Annotated in this window: 22 protein-coding genes; 21 read left to right on the forward strand and 1 reads right to left on the reverse strand. The window is 27.3% G+C overall.

The genetic code is table 11. The annotated features are described in order from the left end of the window. Nucleotides 1–2: 2 nt before the first annotated feature. Both F3K33_RS08280 and F3K33_RS08285 read left to right on the forward strand, forming a co-directional pair. Entirely contained in the window at nt 3–1163 is a 1161-nt protein-coding gene (locus tag F3K33_RS08280) for a THUMP domain-containing class I SAM-dependent RNA methyltransferase (protein WP_039770581.1), read from the forward strand. Between the two features lie 362 nt (nt 1164–1525). Next, entirely contained in the window at nt 1526–2371 is an 846-nt protein-coding gene (locus F3K33_RS08285; RefSeq protein WP_017208879.1) for a MurR/RpiR family transcriptional regulator, read from the forward strand. 71 nt (nt 2372–2442) lie between these two features. Here F3K33_RS08285 and F3K33_RS08290 read toward each other — a convergent pair whose 3' ends face one another. After that, entirely contained in the window at nt 2443–4176 is a 1734-nt protein-coding gene (locus F3K33_RS08290) for an Rqc2 family fibronectin-binding protein (protein WP_039770580.1), read from the reverse strand. A gap of 429 nt (nt 4177–4605) precedes the next feature. On the opposite strand from F3K33_RS08290, the gene dapF reads away from it, so the two are divergent. The 19 genes from dapF (at nt 4606) to spoIIIAD (ending at nt 16886) form a co-directional block, all read left to right on the forward strand. Beyond that, nucleotides 4606–5433, forward strand: a complete 828-nt coding sequence (dapF, locus tag F3K33_RS08295; RefSeq protein WP_039770578.1) for a diaminopimelate epimerase — start codon at nt 4606–4608, stop codon at nt 5431–5433. A gap of 26 nt (nt 5434–5459) precedes the next feature. Beyond that, the gene (locus tag F3K33_RS08300) at nt 5460–6467 is read left to right on the forward strand and encodes a hypothetical protein (RefSeq protein ID WP_017208882.1); all 1008 of its coding nucleotides are present in this window, start codon (nt 5460–5462) and stop codon (nt 6465–6467) included. A gap of 246 nt (nt 6468–6713) precedes the next feature. Further along, on the forward strand, nt 6714–7136 hold the full coding sequence (locus F3K33_RS08305; RefSeq protein WP_023974727.1) for a GNAT family N-acetyltransferase: 423 nt from the start codon (nt 6714–6716) through the stop codon (nt 7134–7136). 91 nt (nt 7137–7227) lie between these two features. Further along, a complete protein-coding gene (locus F3K33_RS08310; protein ID WP_023974726.1) occupies nt 7228–7449 on the forward strand; it encodes a hypothetical protein in 222 nt (73 codons plus the stop codon). Between the two features lie 207 nt (nt 7450–7656). After that, a complete protein-coding gene (locus tag F3K33_RS08315) occupies nt 7657–9021 on the forward strand; it encodes a GspE/PulE family protein (protein WP_172462727.1) in 1365 nt (454 codons plus the stop codon). Beyond that, nucleotides 9014–10129: a type II secretion system F family protein gene (locus tag F3K33_RS08320; protein ID WP_023974724.1), complete on the forward strand. Its 1116-nt coding sequence runs from the start codon at nt 9014–9016 to the stop codon at nt 10127–10129. The genes F3K33_RS08315 and F3K33_RS08320 overlap by 8 nt, the downstream gene beginning before the upstream one ends. Beyond that, the gene (locus F3K33_RS08325; RefSeq protein WP_039770574.1) at nt 10126–10572 is read left to right on the forward strand and encodes a type II secretion system protein; all 447 of its coding nucleotides are present in this window, start codon (nt 10126–10128) and stop codon (nt 10570–10572) included. The genes F3K33_RS08320 and F3K33_RS08325 overlap by 4 nt, the downstream gene beginning before the upstream one ends. Further along, nucleotides 10569–10994, forward strand: a complete 426-nt coding sequence (locus F3K33_RS08330) for a hypothetical protein (RefSeq protein ID WP_039770571.1) — start codon at nt 10569–10571, stop codon at nt 10992–10994. Before F3K33_RS08325 ends, F3K33_RS08330 begins: the two co-directional genes overlap by 4 nt. Next, nucleotides 10984–11448, forward strand: a complete 465-nt coding sequence (locus F3K33_RS08335; protein WP_023974721.1) for a hypothetical protein — start codon at nt 10984–10986, stop codon at nt 11446–11448. Before F3K33_RS08330 ends, F3K33_RS08335 begins: the two co-directional genes overlap by 11 nt. Then, nucleotides 11439–11861, forward strand: coding sequence for a hypothetical protein (locus F3K33_RS08340; RefSeq protein WP_023974720.1), 423 nt, complete (start codon nt 11439–11441; stop codon nt 11859–11861). The genes F3K33_RS08335 and F3K33_RS08340 overlap by 10 nt, the downstream gene beginning before the upstream one ends. Nucleotides 11862–11925: 64 nt before the next feature. Continuing rightward, the gene (locus tag F3K33_RS08345; protein WP_023974719.1) at nt 11926–12591 is read left to right on the forward strand and encodes a hypothetical protein; all 666 of its coding nucleotides are present in this window, start codon (nt 11926–11928) and stop codon (nt 12589–12591) included. After that, complete coding sequence (locus F3K33_RS08350; protein WP_017208891.1) at nt 12542–12952, forward strand: hypothetical protein; 411 nt, start codon at nt 12542–12544, stop codon at nt 12950–12952. The genes F3K33_RS08345 and F3K33_RS08350 overlap by 50 nt, the downstream gene beginning before the upstream one ends. Next, nucleotides 12945–13313, forward strand: coding sequence for a hypothetical protein (locus tag F3K33_RS08355; protein WP_017208892.1), 369 nt, complete (start codon nt 12945–12947; stop codon nt 13311–13313). The genes F3K33_RS08350 and F3K33_RS08355 overlap by 8 nt, the downstream gene beginning before the upstream one ends. Before the next feature lie 321 nt (nt 13314–13634). Beyond that, nucleotides 13635–14192 carry an elongation factor P gene (efp, locus tag F3K33_RS08360; RefSeq protein WP_023974718.1) on the forward strand — a complete coding sequence of 186 codons (558 nt, stop codon included), beginning with the start codon at nt 13635–13637 and terminating at the stop codon, nt 14190–14192. A gap of 90 nt (nt 14193–14282) precedes the next feature. Beyond that, the gene (locus tag F3K33_RS08365; RefSeq protein WP_011969015.1) at nt 14283–14648 is read left to right on the forward strand and encodes a CD1247 N-terminal domain-containing protein; all 366 of its coding nucleotides are present in this window, start codon (nt 14283–14285) and stop codon (nt 14646–14648) included. Nucleotides 14649–14802: 154 nt separating this feature from the next. After that, nucleotides 14803–15723, forward strand: coding sequence for a stage III sporulation protein AA (gene spoIIIAA / locus F3K33_RS08370; RefSeq protein ID WP_023974716.1), 921 nt, complete (start codon nt 14803–14805; stop codon nt 15721–15723). After that, on the forward strand, nt 15711–16229 hold the full coding sequence (gene spoIIIAB, locus F3K33_RS08375) for a stage III sporulation protein SpoIIIAB (RefSeq protein ID WP_023974715.1): 519 nt from the start codon (nt 15711–15713) through the stop codon (nt 16227–16229). Before spoIIIAA ends, spoIIIAB begins: the two co-directional genes overlap by 13 nt. Nucleotides 16230–16293: 64 nt before the next feature. Further along, nucleotides 16294–16491, forward strand: coding sequence for a stage III sporulation protein AC (gene spoIIIAC, locus F3K33_RS08380; protein ID WP_011969018.1), 198 nt, complete (start codon nt 16294–16296; stop codon nt 16489–16491). Nucleotides 16492–16502: 11 nt separating this feature from the next. Then, on the forward strand, nt 16503–16886 hold the full coding sequence (spoIIIAD, locus tag F3K33_RS08385; protein WP_011969019.1) for a stage III sporulation protein AD: 384 nt from the start codon (nt 16503–16505) through the stop codon (nt 16884–16886). Nucleotides 16887–16888 lie beyond the last annotated feature (2 nt).

Raw genomic sequence — 16888 nt, forward strand, 5'->3', positions numbered from 1 at the left:
ATATGTATGAGTTAATTGCAACAAGTACTTTCGGAATAGAAAGCATAACTGCAAAAGAATTAAGGGCACTTGGTTATGAAGATTTGAAAATTGAAAATGGAAGAGTAACTTTTGAGGGAGACGAAATGGATATAGCAATTTGCAATATTCACTTAAGAACTGCGGATAGAGTACTTATAAAAATGGCAGAATTTGAAGCTAAATCTTTCGAAGAACTTTTTCAAGGGACCAAAAAAGTAGAATGGAGTAAGATAATTCCTGAAGATGGAGTTATGCATGTTGTTGGCAAAAGTATTAAATCAACGCTTCATAGCGTTCCTGACTGCCAATCTATAGTTAAAAAAGCTGTTGTTAAAAGTATGAGTGAAAGCTATGGAATAGAGACATTCAGCGAAAGTGGACCAGTTTATAAAATAGAAGTAGCTATCTTAAAAGATAGAGTTACGCTTACTATAGATACAACAGGACCAGGATTACATAAAAGGGGTTATAGAGAACTTGCTGGAGCAGCACCATTAAAAGAAACTTTAGCAGCTTCAATGCTTCTAATCTCAAGATGGAAGGACGAGTTTGAATTAATAGATCCATTTTGTGGATCGGGGACAATCTTAATTGAAGCGGCTATGATAGCTCAAAATATTGCACCAGGAGTAAACAGAAGTTTTGTATGTGAAACATGGCCTTCAATTACTAAAGATATATTTGATTCAGTAAGAGAAGGTGCAAAGAAATCTGAAAAGAATAAGGATATAAAACTAATAGGATACGATATAGACTATAGAGTTCTTAAAGTTGCTATGGAAAATGCAAAAAAAGCAGGAGTTGATAAATATATACAATTTCAAAAAAGAGATTTTATGGAATTTTCAACTTCAAGAAAGTATGGATTTGTAGTTTCAAATCCACCATATGGAGAAAGAATCGGTGAGAAGGAAATATTACCTATACTATATAAACATATGGGAAATGCAAAGAAAAAGCTGGAAGATTGGGATTTTAACATATTAACATCCTTTGAGCCATTTGAAAAAACATTTGGATTAAAATCAACAAAGAATAGAAAATTATACAATGGAAAAATAAAATGTTATTATTATCAATATTTTGACAATAATAAAATTAAAAATGCTGGTGATATATTAATAAATGAATTAATAAAGTAAAGTTTAAGGCATCAGAAAGCTTTGAAAACATATTTACAAAGTTTTCTTAAAGTGATAAAATAAATTTAAATAAAATTTGATAGCAAAGACGCTAACAATCAGTTGGAATTGTTAGCGTCTTTTTTTGTTAAAGAGTTTCTGCATATGATAATTGAAATAAAAACATATAAGATATACAGTTTCAATAACAAATTTAAATTTGAAAATTTAATAATCCAAATCTTTAGTTATAAGTAAAATGTAGGGAATCAATTGTAATATGCATATTAGAAATTAATAATTTGAGAAATGAGATTGTAAAGAACTTGAAACTAGTAGTCAGATAGATACTCTTAAATTGCCAAAAGAAAGGAGTTTAAACTATGTCAGAGGTATATCAAAAAATGGCAGAAAAAATACCGAATATGAGCAAAGCACAAGAAAAAATAGCAAAATATATATTAGCGCACCCAAATAGTACGCCTTTTCTAACTGTTGAAAAGTTAGCTAAATTATCAGGAGTAAGCATAGCAACTGTCACGAGGTTTGTGATTTTTTTGGGATACAAAGGTTATCCTGAATTTTTAAAACATACTCAAGAATCCATGCAACAGCAAGTATCTAAAGCCAAGCGTATAAGGATTGATTCTGATTCAAGTGATAGTGAAGAAAGAGATATTTATAACATATTTGAAGATGACGTAAATAATATTAAACTGACAATGGAGGACTTAAATATATATGAATTAAGAAAGTCTGTTAATCTGCTATTAAATGCAAAAAGAATATATATAGTAGCAAGAAGAAGTTCTGCTGTACTCGGAATGTTTTTAAAATATTATCTTGATTTAATGTTTAACAACGTAAATTTAATTGAGCATATAGAGCAAATTCCAAAGCAGATTAGTGGAGTTAATAATGAAGATGTAATTATAGGGATTACCTTTGAGAAATATGCAAGAAGTACAGTAGAAATTTTTACACATCTAAAAAGAAAAGGAGCTACAACAATATCAATAACTGACAGTATGTTGTCTCCGCTTGTTCCATATTCTGATATAACTCTAACAGCTATAAGCAAGGGAACAAGGTTTATAGAATCTTTTGCTGCACCATTGAGCCTGATTAATGCTTTGATTGCATCTATTGAAAAAGAAAAGAAAGACTTTTTTAATAGTAATGTAGAATTGCTAGAGGAAGCGTGTAGAAAGTTTGATTTGTTTATTTAAATCTAAAAATATTATATGTTTACTAAAAAGAGATATATCCTAGGATTAAGATATATCTCTTTTTCAGTAGATTATGAATTAAATATGTTATTAAAGTCAGCAGGGTTTACAATTAGAGTTTTATTAGTATGGTAAATTACCATTCCAGGTTTTGCCCCATTAGGCTTTTTTAATTCTTTAACTTTTGTGTAATCAATAGGTAATTTTAATGAATTTTTTCCTTTACTATAGTAACCTGCGACTATAGCTGCTTCCTCAAGAGTTTTGTCTGGTACATCAAAAGAGCAAACTATAACATGAGATCCAGGAATATCTTTTGCATGGAGCCACAGATAGTTTTTATTTGCAAATTTTAAACTTAGATAATCATTTTGCAGATTGTTCTTACCAACATAAATATCAATTCCATCGCTTGAAACAAAGTGATTAGGCTTAGAAGTCTTTACCTTTTTTGAATTCTTGTTGTTTTTTCTAAATCTTATATATCCAGTTTCAATAAGTTCGTTTTTTATTTCATCAATTTCATTATAGCTTTCAGCATTTAGAATATTAGTAAGTACAGAATTTAAATATTTCATTTCTTCATCATTTTTCTTGAGTTGAACTTTAGCGTATTCCTCAGATGTCTTTAACTTATTATATTTTTTATAATAATACTGAATATTTTCAGCAGGTGTTTTGGTTTTGTTTAAAGAGATAGTAATATATTCTTCTTGATTTTCGTTATAAAAATTTAGTAGAGTACATTCGCTATCACCTTTTTTTATACTATAAATATATGAAGTTAAAAGATCACCTTTTATTCTAAATGATTCTTTTTCATCGCACTCACTAAGAGTTTCATTAAGTATTTTTAATTTCTTATTACATCTATCAATATTTGTATGAATAAGCTTTTGTAAATCAGTAGATTTATTTTGTAATCTATCTTGTTTATCTTTCTTCTCATAAAAGGCATCCATTAATACATTAGGATCATCATATGAAATTGATAAATAATCTTCATTTAGTGAATTTAATTTTAGAGAATAAAAATCTTTTACAATTCCTAATTTATTTGTATACATATTGTAAGAGATATTTTGATTTAAATCATAAATGAATTTATTAAAATTTTCATAAATTTCACTTATTGTAGGTGAATTATTATGATTTGTAATGTTATAATATAAATCATTAGACAATAGATTACTTATTCCTGTGAAACAATTAAAATAAAATTTATTATCAAAAACAATAGAATTTTTGTTTGTAAAAGAGGATAGTTCTTCTAAAGTAATAGAAAAAGGATTTAACTTAGTAGAAGATGGGGGATAAATAAAATTAACACCAGGATATAATACTCTATAACTATTTATATCAGCAGTTATATGTTTTATTGATTCCATAACTTTATTATCTCTATTTCTAACAAGTGTGATATTAGAGTGTCGTCCCATAATTTCAACTATAAGAGAATATAAACTATCAAATCCTAGTTCGTCTCTATTTTCAATTTCTATTATTAAGATTCTATCGTTATCTTTTTGAGTAACATTTGTAATTCTACCACCTAGTATATATTTTCTAAGAACCATTAAATACATAGGAGCTTTAATAGGATTCTCTTTCGTGCTATTTGTTAAATGTATTCTGGCAAACCTAGGGGATGCTGAAATTAAAAGTTTGATATTCTGGCGATCTTTTCTTAGAGTCAGAATAATTTCATCTTTTTCAGGTTGATTTATCTTATCTATTTTGGAATTTAATATTGATTTTTCTAAATTATTTACTAAACTATATAGGTAGATACCATCTAATGCCATTTTATGTCATCCTTTCTTAGTGTAACTATAAATAGTATAACATTATAGGCATATAATTATCAATTAATAGCAAAAATGAGAAGAAGGGTGAATCAAATTCATGCATAGATGTTATATTGATGTATTATAATATAGTTTTATCATTGTAATCCTAATTGAGTTTTTGGATTGCTAAAATACCAAATGTAAACTTATATTAAAAAATTATATATTATAAATGTAAAATTAGAATAATAGAATGAAAAAAGAGCCAAATATTATAAAAAAATTTAAAAAAGTATATAGAAAAATTTTTAAATAAGTTATAATTTAAACTTGGTGATATTATTAATGATTAAATACAAAAGTTTAATATTAAATAGTTGAAGCTTATGAAATTATACAATTACTAATTATAAGAAATACAGTTAATCAGTAGGGGGAATTTAGATGAACTTTTATAAAATGCAAGGGGCAGGAAATGATTTCGTATTTATTGAGGATTTCGATAATAAGATTAAAGATGAATGCTTATTAGCAAAGAAGATTTGTGACAGACATTTTGGAATTGGTGCCGATGGTCTTGTGATTGTCAGAAAATCAGAGTTAGCTCATGCTAGAATGGTTATAATAAATGCCGATGGTTCAAGAGCTAATATGTGTGGAAATGCTATAAGATGTTTTGGAAAATATGTTTATGAACATAAAATAGCTACGGGTGATAAATTTTCAGTTGAAACTGGTGATGGAATTAAAGAGATTGAAATAATATTAGAAAATGAAAAGGTTAAATATGTGAGAGTTTATATGGGGAATCCATCTTATAACGGATGCGATATACCTTTAAATAATTTGGAAAGTCTTATAGAAAAAGAAATTGCAGTAGATGATAAAAAGTATAAGATGACTACGTTGCTCCTTGGAGTTCCTCATACAATAATTTTCGAAAGTGATAGAGAATACAATGTTATTCAAGAGGGATCAAAGATAGAAAAATTGGATATTTTTGGTGAAGGAAGTAATGTGAATTTTGTGAAAATAGTTGATGATACCCATATAAGAGTTAATACATGGGAGAGAGGCGCTGGAGCTACGTTAGCTTGTGGAACAGGATGTAGTGCTTCAGTAGTAGTTGCCAAGAAGTTGGGACTTGTTAATAAGGATAAAGAAATTTTTGTTAAAGCTCCTGGAGGAGAGTTAATCATAGAAATTTTAGGTCAAGATGTTTATATGAAAGGTCCTGCAGAAGTGGTTTTCAAGGGTGAACTTTCTTTATAAAATTATAAAAAACGAGGAAACAAAAAATGAATTCATTAGTAAGAAAGTGCTTAAGCATTTTTGCTTTCATTGCAATTCCACTGTTTGTCTTAGGATGTGCATCTAAAAAAGAAGACATACCTAATGTGACAGAGGATATTAAGTTAAATATAGGAGCAGTTCTAAAAAGCGAAGACGGTAATTATAAACTATATAATTATGACAATGGTAAGTATGTGGAGACAAAGGAAAATAAGGTTATCATAGATTATGATAAAAGTAGTTCTAATTATATATATGTAGATAGTGGTAAAAATTATGTAGTTAATAACGGAAATAGATATGAAATCCAAGATGAAAATTATAGTGGATTAAAATTATCAAAAGGTGGAAATTATATTTCTTACTTTATAGATGATAATGGGCTTAAGTTAAAAATATTCAATACAAATGGAAATAAAGAAATTGAAATGAAATCTAATGTTTCAATTTCGGGAACATTATATGATTGGTATGATACAGATACATTGGTTTATTATGGAGTAAGCAATGATGGCGTTAATGGATTATTTACTTATAATATAAAAGAAAATAAAGAAGAGTTACTTTATAAGATTAATGAAGGCTATTTAGCATTTATAAAATCAAGAGATGACGATGTAGTATTTTTACAATTAACACTGGAAAATAAAAGAGAAGTAATGATGATAAACAAAAAAACAAAGGATGTTAAGCTTTTGGCAGATAACATAGAAGAGATTTCAGATATAATTATAAATAAAGATAAATTGTATTTTACAGGAAAAGCGTATAATAATGTTAATTCTTTATATGAATTAATAGATAATAAGGTAAAAAGATTAGTTTTTGATTTTCCGGGTACCGTAAAAATAGAAAAAGGATTAGAGGTAAGTGAAAATGGAGATGTTTTGTTTATAGGTTCTAGTAATGGAGATCTCAAGAAAGAGCAAATTTATACATACACTCAAGATGGTAGTATAAGTGAAATAGGGAATAGTTCATCAGAATATGTTTTTTTAGCATATACGCAGTAATTTAAATTTAGAATTCTTTATCATGTTTTTATATGATGGAGGATTCTTTATTAATATAAAAAAGTATTGACTCTTACCTTACGTAGGAGTATATGCTATTCTTATCATAAAAATAATAATATACATATTGCAAAAATAATTCTTCATCATAATTCTAAAAATATCAAAAGAATTTTAGCTGTAATTGTGAATTATGAAATATGCATTGCGAATTGCAACATATATATTAAAAAAGGAGATAGTAGAATGGATCTAAAATTACAATATAACTGTAGTAATATAGATTGGGAAGAAGTATCTAGTATACTAGAAAAAGTAGGGATGAGTCATTATGAAGGCGAAATACATAAGAAAGCATTTGAAAATAGTTATGCTGCTGTATTTGCTTTTGATAATGATAAGTTGATTGGCTTTGGACGAGCAATCTCTGATGGAGTTTATCAATCTGCAATTTATGATATAGCTGTGCTACCTGAATATCAAGGTAAGAGTATAGGAAGTAAGATTGTTAATAAAATCTTAGAATGCGTTCCTACATGTAATGCTATATTATATGCTTCACCTGGAAAAGAAAAATTTTATGAAAAATTAAATTTTAAAAAGATGAAAACAGGAATGGCTTTTTTCAGAAATTCAATTAAAATGCAAATGAAAGGTTTTATAGAATAATAAAAGAATAAGTAAGAGTTAATGGATAAACTAAAGCTTTAAAGATAATAATATCTTTAGAATTTAAAATTGTGATATAGGAGCGTAGAAAATGAATAAATTTGATAAAGTTATTAACCAAAAGACTAGTGAATTAATAACAAAGAACTTACTTGGGCAAGAAGTTACTGAAGAAGAGTTTAGAAAATTTAAAATTATTGCTAGAGCAATTGTTAGAGAAGAAATGAGGGGAGTTAAGCCAAATAAAAATCCTAAGTCATTGTACGGTAAAACATGGAAAGCTGCAAGAAAATATAGTGATGTTAAGAAATAAAAAGTATGTATTAGAATTTGATTCGTTAAGTTATCATGAAATCCTAGGCATTTTAATTAATGTCTAGGATTTTTAATTTAAAAGTTTGGTAATTTCTATTATTTAGGCGATAAAAAAAGATTACATTATTTGGAATATAATGAATAATTACTGAGATTTTGGTTCAAAATTTAAAATAGAAACTAAAAAATATAAAATTAGATAGGTGTGTTTAAAATTAAGGAATATGAAATTGAAGATGTAGATTTAGGAACTGCTAAAAATTTAAAAAAAGAAATTTGTGAGAAGTATAGAGTTATTCCAATAAAGGAAAAATTGGACGAGGTAATAGTTTTATCATATGGAGTAACTGAAGAAGCAAAAGAATATCTAAGATTTATATATAACAAAAACATAGTTATCAAGGAAATCGAAGAGAGAAATTACGAAAGCTTAAAAAATATAATATTTGGTATAGATGACAAATCATTAGAAGAAATATTGATAACTAATGCAATAAAGGTTAATGCCAGCGACATTCATATAGAACCTCAAAATGGTTGTGTTTATGTACGATATAGAATTAACGGTAGTTTAGTTTTGGTGCACAAAATAGATTCTGATGAATATATAACTCTTGCATCGAAGATTAAGCTGAAAGCTAATATGGACATAACTGAAAAAAGAAGACCTCAAGATGGAAAAATAATAGTTAATTATAATAATCTAAAATACGATTTAAGAGTATCTTCAATACCTGTAGTATATGGAGAAAAATTAGTAATTAGAATATTATATTGTGATAACTTTGACTATAATCTTGAGGACTTAGGATTTTCAGAAAGTCAAATTAAACTGATTAGAAAAATAATATCTTTGAAGAACGGGCTTATATTAATTAGCGGCCCAACCGGTTCTGGTAAAACTACTACAATCTACACAATATTGAAGGAAATCGATTCCAAGGCTTTAAATATAACGACTTTGGAAGATCCAGTTGAGATAGTCATGCCTAATATCAACCAAATGAGTCTAAATAAAAAATTGGACATAGATTTTTCGAATGGCCTTAGAAGTATATTGAGACAGGACCCAGATGTGATTATGATTGGAGAGATAAGAGATGAAGAGACTGCTAGCATGGCGGTAAGAGCATCGATTACTGGGCATAAAGTATATAGCACTATTCACTGTAAATCAGCAAGGGAAGTTTATATAAGATTAGAAAATATGGGGATCAAACCATATCTATTGAGTGATGCGCTAGTTGGAATAATATCACAAAGATTAGTTAAGATTTTATGTGATGATTGTAAGAATATAGATGATGAAAATTCAGTGAATGGAAAGATATTATATAAAAAATGTGGCTGTAAAATGTGTAATTATTCAGGGTATGCAGGAAGACAAATAATCAGTTCGGTTCACTTCTTACAGGAAAATAGTGAAAAAAGGATGGTGGATTTATATAAGGATAGCAAATACCTATCAAATGAAAATATGAAGAAAGATTTGGAAGAGTTATTACTTCAAGGAAAGATATCTAATAGTGATTATATAGAATTTATAGAAGGGGAAAGATTGAATGAATAGTAATGATTCGGAAAGTTCAAGTTATAGAGGATTTAAAAATATAACATATTTTAGCTTAAAAAAAGGGATTAAGATTAAGCATAAAGTAAATGAAGAACAACTGGCATTAATATCAGGAAGTTTAGCACAGATTTATAAAGATGGAATAAGAATAACCGAAGCGTTAGATTTGGTGGCGGATACATTACAAAGTAAGATATATAAGGAAAGTTTATATGGCGTTTTAGAGTTAATAAAACAAGGCAGTAGTTTGTCACAAGGATTTTCGGAGTTTAAAGACTTATATCCAGAATTCTTCATAGGAATTATTTCAATTGGCGAGAATACAGGAAAACTATATGAGGTGTTAAAGGGATTAAGTATCTATTATGATAAATCTATATTTATTAAGAAAGAAATTAAAAATGCATGTATTTATCCGATGTTTGTATTTATTTCAATGATATTACTTAGTATATTTTTGGTAAATGAAGTGATTCCGAATTTCTTCGAAATTTATAAATCTATGAATATCAAATTACCAAAAGGTTGCCAAGTCATATATGATATGAGTATTGCTTTTAAGGACAATCATCTAGTTACTGGTGCTGCAATTTTTTCTTGGAGTGTAATATTAATAATTTTAGCAAAGTGTTTATCTAATCAAATTAGCATAAACAAGCTAACGAAAATAAGTATAGTAAGATCTTTCTTTGAGTATATAATGGTATTGCTTTTTTCAATAATAACAAGTACTGGAATAAATATTTCACAGGCTCTTAAATATTGTGAAAATAGTATGAGTTTTATGTATTTACGAAATAAAATTACTGAAATAAATTCAAATATTATAAGCGGGGAAACTCTAACTGAGTCTTTAGAGAAAAGTGGAGTTTTTTCAAAATATGCGTTAGCTATTGTAAGGATTAGAGAAGAAGGGGGGACAATAGAAGAAGGTTTTAAAGAATTAGCCAATACTCTAGAATATAGACTTAATGAGAAAATACAAAAATATTTAAAAATGATAAACCCGATTTTCATAATTATGATGGCAAGCTTCATAGCTTTATTTTTACTGATATTTGTCCTTCCATTGTTTAATAATCTTCAGGGTGGAATAAGAAAATGAGAAGAGAGGGATTCACTTTAATAGAAACTATGGTAAGTATTTTTATACTAACAATTTTACTTAGTGTAGGAATATCATTAAGTAAATTTGCTCGGAATGTATCAAAAAATATAGATAATTCGGAATATATTTATGAGATTCAAAATTTACTTTCATATGGCAAAGCGGTTTGTAGAGAAAAGAATAACTATGGAAAAATAACTGTAATGGCAAGTAAAAATGAAATTAAATTTATAGATGGATGGGATAGTATAGAGAAGACTGTATATATTTCGAAAGAAATAAAAATCATTAGTGGAGATATAAATATATTGGTAACGCCAGATGGAAAAATATCTAGGGGGAATACAATAAAGATAATAGATAATTGCGGTGTAAAGCAGGATATAACGATAGGCGTTGGAGTGGATTTGATTAGTATAAAGAATGGTGAAGCAATATGAAAAAGCAGGGCAGTATATTAATTGAAACATTAGCGTCTGCAATGATTGTAACTTTGACTGCTACATTTATTATAAGTACGAGCATAGAAAATTCTAATATACTAAGGGAAAGAATTTTAAAAGAAGAAGTCGATAGGGCAATAAGTAATTTGGAAAATGAATTAAAATACAATACATCAAGTGAAGAGATACATGAAATGTTAGAAAATAAAATTGGATTTAAATATAATGGTGATTTTAGTAGAGAATTAATATATAAAAATTTAGATGAATTAGAAGATGGAGAAGACATTAGGTTAAACAAAATAAGTGAGGATGGCATTGGCTTAAATTTAGAAATAGTAGCTAATATTAAGGTAGGAAAAAATGAAGTGAATGTGGAAAAAAAGTTTACTAAAAGTTGGTGGATGGATGAAGTATAAAATTGGATACGTTTTTAAAAAGAAGAGAGGATTTACTATTATTGAATCATTAGCGTATATTTTTTTAACAACAATGATTTTGGCATCTGGAATAAGTTTGTTTACATCCATGTATAGAGCGTATTTAGAATCAATTCAGTTAAGTATAAAGTATAATAACTATCAAAATTTTTTTATAGATTTAGATAATATCGTAAGTGAAGGTGGAATTAAGCAGATAACAGTCAATAATAACCAAATTAAATTTTTAAAGAATGATGAATTTAATAGCATGGATAAAATAATTAAATCTTATGATGGAAAAGTTTTTATAAAATATACAAGAAATGATGTTACACAAACAATAAATACTATGCTTGAAGATATAGACAATCTTGAAATTAAGGGAAAAGGAAAATTAATTTATTTTATACTACATGACAAAGATGGGAGGGAATTTATTAAGTGCATTTGAAGAAAAAAGGAACTGTATTAATAAGTACTATGATAGTATTATCCTTAATGAGCATTCTAGGGTGTTTTATGTTCAAAATGATGAAAAACAACAATGAACTAAGCTGTTTATACAATTTTGATAAAGATAGATATGATTTGAATTCAAATGAGGAGCAAGTGTTAAATAAGTTTATGATAGAGATTAATAGAGAGAAAGTAAATAGTGAGAAACTGAATGAAGATATGTTTTCAGAAAACTTTAATAAAAAAATAGATGATAATATAATCGAATACAATAAAGATAATAATAAACTTCTATTAACAACTTACAAAGAAGATGATGTAATAAGAAAAAGATCAATTGTTTACAGTTTTAAGGGGGAAAAAATAATTTTAATTCCGACATATAATTTTGATGACTATAACAAATAGCATCTATGATAATGTGAATAATTATAAAAGCATTTAGACTAAGAGTTTATAAAAGAGGTGTTTAATGAGAAAATCAATAATATTTATTAAAAAAAATTATTGCACATATGATGGAAAAAAATATGATTTTAATGAATTTAGAGAATTAAGTGGTTTATTAACTTCAAATATAAAGGTGGTAATACTTCAAGAAGAATTATTTGTGAGCCATTTTGAGAATTCTGTAAGAAGATGTAAATTATGCGGCTTTGTAGATTCAAAAATTAGAAATGATTTCCCTCAAAATGGAGATATACTATATGATTTTGAGAAAAAGGGAAATGTAATTTCAATATACTCTATAAAGGGGTCTAAGAGAGTTGAAAAAGTAGTGGAGAAGGCAATAAATATAGAAATTAAGCCAATTCAATTTATAATAAAAGATGCTTTGATGAAAATAGTTAGAGATAATAATAGAAATTTTAAAGCACTAATAAAATATGATACATGCTATTATTATGTATCATTTAGGGATAGATTATATCATGATGGATTTGTTTCTGAAAATAAACATATTGTTGAAGAGAAACTTTTAAAGAAAGGTGATCTCGAAGGAATATACGTTGATGACAATACGGTTGATATTATTTCAGACAATAATAAATCTAAGGCTAAAAAAGTGAATATAGGAGAATTTATAAATGAAAATATATACGAAAAACAAAGATTTCATTCCAGAAAGATTTTTTAACAAGGCTGAAATGAACACAATTAGAAAGGAGAATAAAGTAATAATATTATTTTTAATTATTAACTTAATTGCTTTTCCGTTTGTAGTTCAAAATATAAGTGAAACTAAAGAAAGTTCTAAATTAAATAGAAATAGTAACCTAGAAGAAGGTAAGATTAAGTTTGAAGATATTAGCATTTGGGTAAAAAATTTAATGAAAGACAATATTGAAGAGGCACACATAACTAATAATGGCGGGGATATAATAGTAAATAATTTAAGTGATATAGATGAGTTAAGTTCCAATGGTTTTATAGAAATACATGATATGAATTTAAATGATAATGAAAAATATAAACTAGGAGTAAGCTTATATGAATAGACTACTCAATCATATAATTTTAAGCATAATGATAATATTAGCCTTTACGCAAATACTATGTATAAATAATATAAAAAAAGCTAATAATATCAAAGTACACAATTATCAAAATAAATTTTACGATCATAAAACTTTAAAACAAATTAACAGAGATTTAGATTGCTTAAATGAAAAGAATATTCTTTCTGCTAATGAAAAAGACGGTAAATGGTATGTGAAAATAAAAATATCCGGTAGTAAAGATGATCTATTAAATGAGTTGCCTAAATTAAAAAATTATGATGTGAATAACTATATTATAGATAAAAATAAGGACGAAACCTCTATTATATTAGATATAAGCACTAAGGAAAGTGTTTAAAAGGCTATAAAATTATAAAATTTTATTGGAAAATAATCAGAAAGATTGCAATTATCATTGTCTTTTGATAAAATATGAGTGTTATGTCAACGATTAAGTATATTAGCTTAATATTTGGAAAAAGTTACGCGGTAATTAGGCATATTAAAAAAATAACAAGTCATTATGATAGTCTGTTTTGTATAATACTAAAGTAATATATTTACTGAATAATATATTACTTTGATGTAATGTTGTTTATTTAGTAACAAAAAGAATACAGAACATCTTAGAGGTGTTATTTATTATATGTCTTATTTTATAAATTTGGAGGGATCTTTAATGATAACAGCAGGAGATATAAGAAAAGGAACAACGTTTGAATTGGATGGACAAGTATTTACAGTAGTAGAATTTTTACATGTTAAGCCAGGTAAAGGAGCAGCATTCGTAAGAACTAAACTTAGAAATGTAATTTCAGGTGGAGTTACAGATACAACATTCAACCCAACTACAAAATTACAAGAAGCAGTAATTGAAAGAAAAGAAATGCAATATCTTTATTCAGATGGAGAATTATATTACTTCATGGATCAAGAAACATATGAGCAAATTCCTTTAAACTATGAAAAAGTTGAAGATGCAATAAGATTCTTAAAAGAAAATATGTTTGCAACAATAAAATTCTTTAAAGGTGATGCATTCTCAGTAGAAGCTCCAAACTTTGTTGAATTATTAATAACACAATCTGAACCAGGTGTTAAAGGAAACACTGCTACTAATGCAATGAAACCAGCTACACTTGAAACAGGTGCGATAGTTAATGTTCCTATGTTTGTTAATGAAGGTGATGTTATAAGAGTAGACACTAGAACTGGCGAATACATGGAAAGAGTTTAAGCTATATAGTTGCTAAGCGAGAAGCTTAGCAACTTTATTTTATATTTAATCTCAACATTTTTACAAATAAAGAGAAGGAAGTGAAAAGATATGGAAGAGCTTAGCAAAGAGATTGAAGCTTTAAAAAAGAATTTATCTAAAATAGAAAATAAGGATTATAAAGAATGTTTTGATAATGTATACTCTATTTTAGAAGTTATGAATCAAAGAATAGAAGAGTTGACTGTAAATCAAGAAACATTGGAAGAAAATATTAGATTTATGGATGATGATTTATCAAATATTCAAGATGAACTATTTGAAGAGATGTCTATAGATGAATTAAATGATATCGAAGATGAATATACGGAAATAAACTGTATTCATTGTAATAAACCAATTTTTATTGAACAATCTACCCTAAGCAATAACGAAGAAATTCCATGTCCTTATTGTAAAAAGAATATAAAAGGATAATTAATTATTAAATATATAAATAAAATGGCTATCTTAAAGTTAAATTTAAGATAGCCATTTTTTAATTTACATATTTTTATTATAATTCAGTAATATTTTGGGGAGATATTAAATATTAATTAATTAAGAGAACGATGGAGGAGGCAGTGGAGTTTTGATTGGTGAAGAAGAGATAGTAGGAATTTTTCCAACTAAAATAGGCAATTTACTTAAGGATAGGCTTAATAAAGAACAGGTATATGAGCTTAGAATTAAAATTGGGAAACCAATTTTAGTTTACTCAAAATATGGAGAAAGTATTATTAATTATATTTCTACAAAGGAAGATATGAAAAGTATTATGCAAAAAGTTTCCAATTATTCATTATATGCCTATGAAGAAGATATAAGGCAAGGATTTATAACAATTAAAGGTGGACATAGGATCGGCATAGCTGGTGAATGTGTAATGGAAAAGGGTGAAGTAAAGACTATACGAAATATTTCATCTGTAAATATAAGAATTTGCAGAGAAGTAATTGGATGTTCAAATAAGGTTATGAAATATATTACATCAGCATATAAAGTTTATAATACTATAATAATTTCTCCACCTAAATGTGGAAAGACAACAATTTTACGAGACATAGCTAGAAATATATCAAGTGGAATGCCATCTTTGGGGATTGCTGGTAAGAAGGTGGCGGTGATAGATGAACGAAGTGAAATAGGAGCCTGCTATTTTGGAATTCCTCAAAGCGATTTAGGAATCAGAACAGATGTATTAGATAACTGTTTAAAAAGAGAAGGGTTAATCATGGCAATTAGAAGTCTTTCTCCGGAAGTACTAATTTGCGATGAAATAGGCACTAAGGGAGATGTAGAAGCACTTATTATGGCGTTCAATTCTGGCGTAAATATAATAACAACAATCCATGGTTTTACAATAGAAGATCTATATAAGAGAAGGGTCCTTAGTGACTTATTAGATAATGAGATTTTGGAAAGAGTAATAATATTAAGTAATAGAAATGGTATTGGAACAGTTGAAAATGTGTATAGCATAAAAGGAGGTGAGAGTATGTGCTTAAATTAATTCTTATAGTATGCATATTTATTATAAGCACATATATAGGATTTGCATATGGAGAAACTTTCAAGAAAAGGCAGGAGCAGCTTAAAGAGATATTGAAATCTTTAACAATTCTCCAAAATGATATAGTTTATGGAACAACTCCTTTGCCTGAAGCTTTAGGAAATTTATCACATAAAGTGTGCAAGCCTCTGAGCAATTTTATTGAATTAGTGGTTAATAGATTACTAAAAGGGAATGTAGAAAGCGTATATGAAGCAGCATTAGAGGAGTTTGAAGTGTTGGAAAATGAATTTTATCTTGAACGTGATGACAGAAAGATAATGTCAGATTTTTTTAAGTCTCTTGGAGAATCAGGTGTTTATGGACAAGAAAAAATATTCTTATTGGCGATTGAAGGAATAAAAATAAATCTAAGTGATGCAGAGGAAAATGCAAAGAAGAATACAAAGCTTTATAGATATCTTGGAGTATGTTTGGGAGCAATGATAATCATATTTATGATATGAGGTCATTATAAATAATTTATAATAGCTAAAATAATTATACTAAATAAGGATTGGAGGAAGATAAATGCATGATATAACTATACTTTTTAAAATTGGAGGAGCTGGGATACTTTTAGTAGTATTAGATAAGGTTCTTACTAGCAGTGGAAAAGGTGAGATTGCAGCTATAACAAATATTGCAGGAGTTGTAATAATTCTGCTTATGATAGTTTCGATCATAGGGGATTTATTTAGTACTGTTAAAACTATGTTTGTAATGTAGGGATGCAGATTATGTTAATAGTAAAAATTGTAGGCATAGCGTTTATAACATTATTTATTATGCTATTATTCAAGCAATCTAAAAATGAATTAAATACATTCCTTGTTCTAACTGCGGGTGCATTAATTCTTCTTATTATGATAGAGCCACTTAGACAAGTGATAGACTTTGTAAAAGAAATTGCAGATAAAGCCAATATTGATATGGTCTATATTGGAATAGTACTCAAGATTTTGGCTATAGCATATATAGCATCATTTTCAAGTGCATTATGTAAGGATGCTAATGCCGATAGCCTTGCGACTCAAATAGATTTATCAGGTAAAATAATGATTTTAGTACTAGCAATTCCGATACTTATGGCAGTATTAAATTCTATATTGCAGATAATGTAGGT

Source organism: Clostridium beijerinckii, assembly GCF_008705175.1.
Taxonomy (GTDB): domain Bacteria; phylum Bacillota; class Clostridia; order Clostridiales; family Clostridiaceae; genus Clostridium; species Clostridium beijerinckii.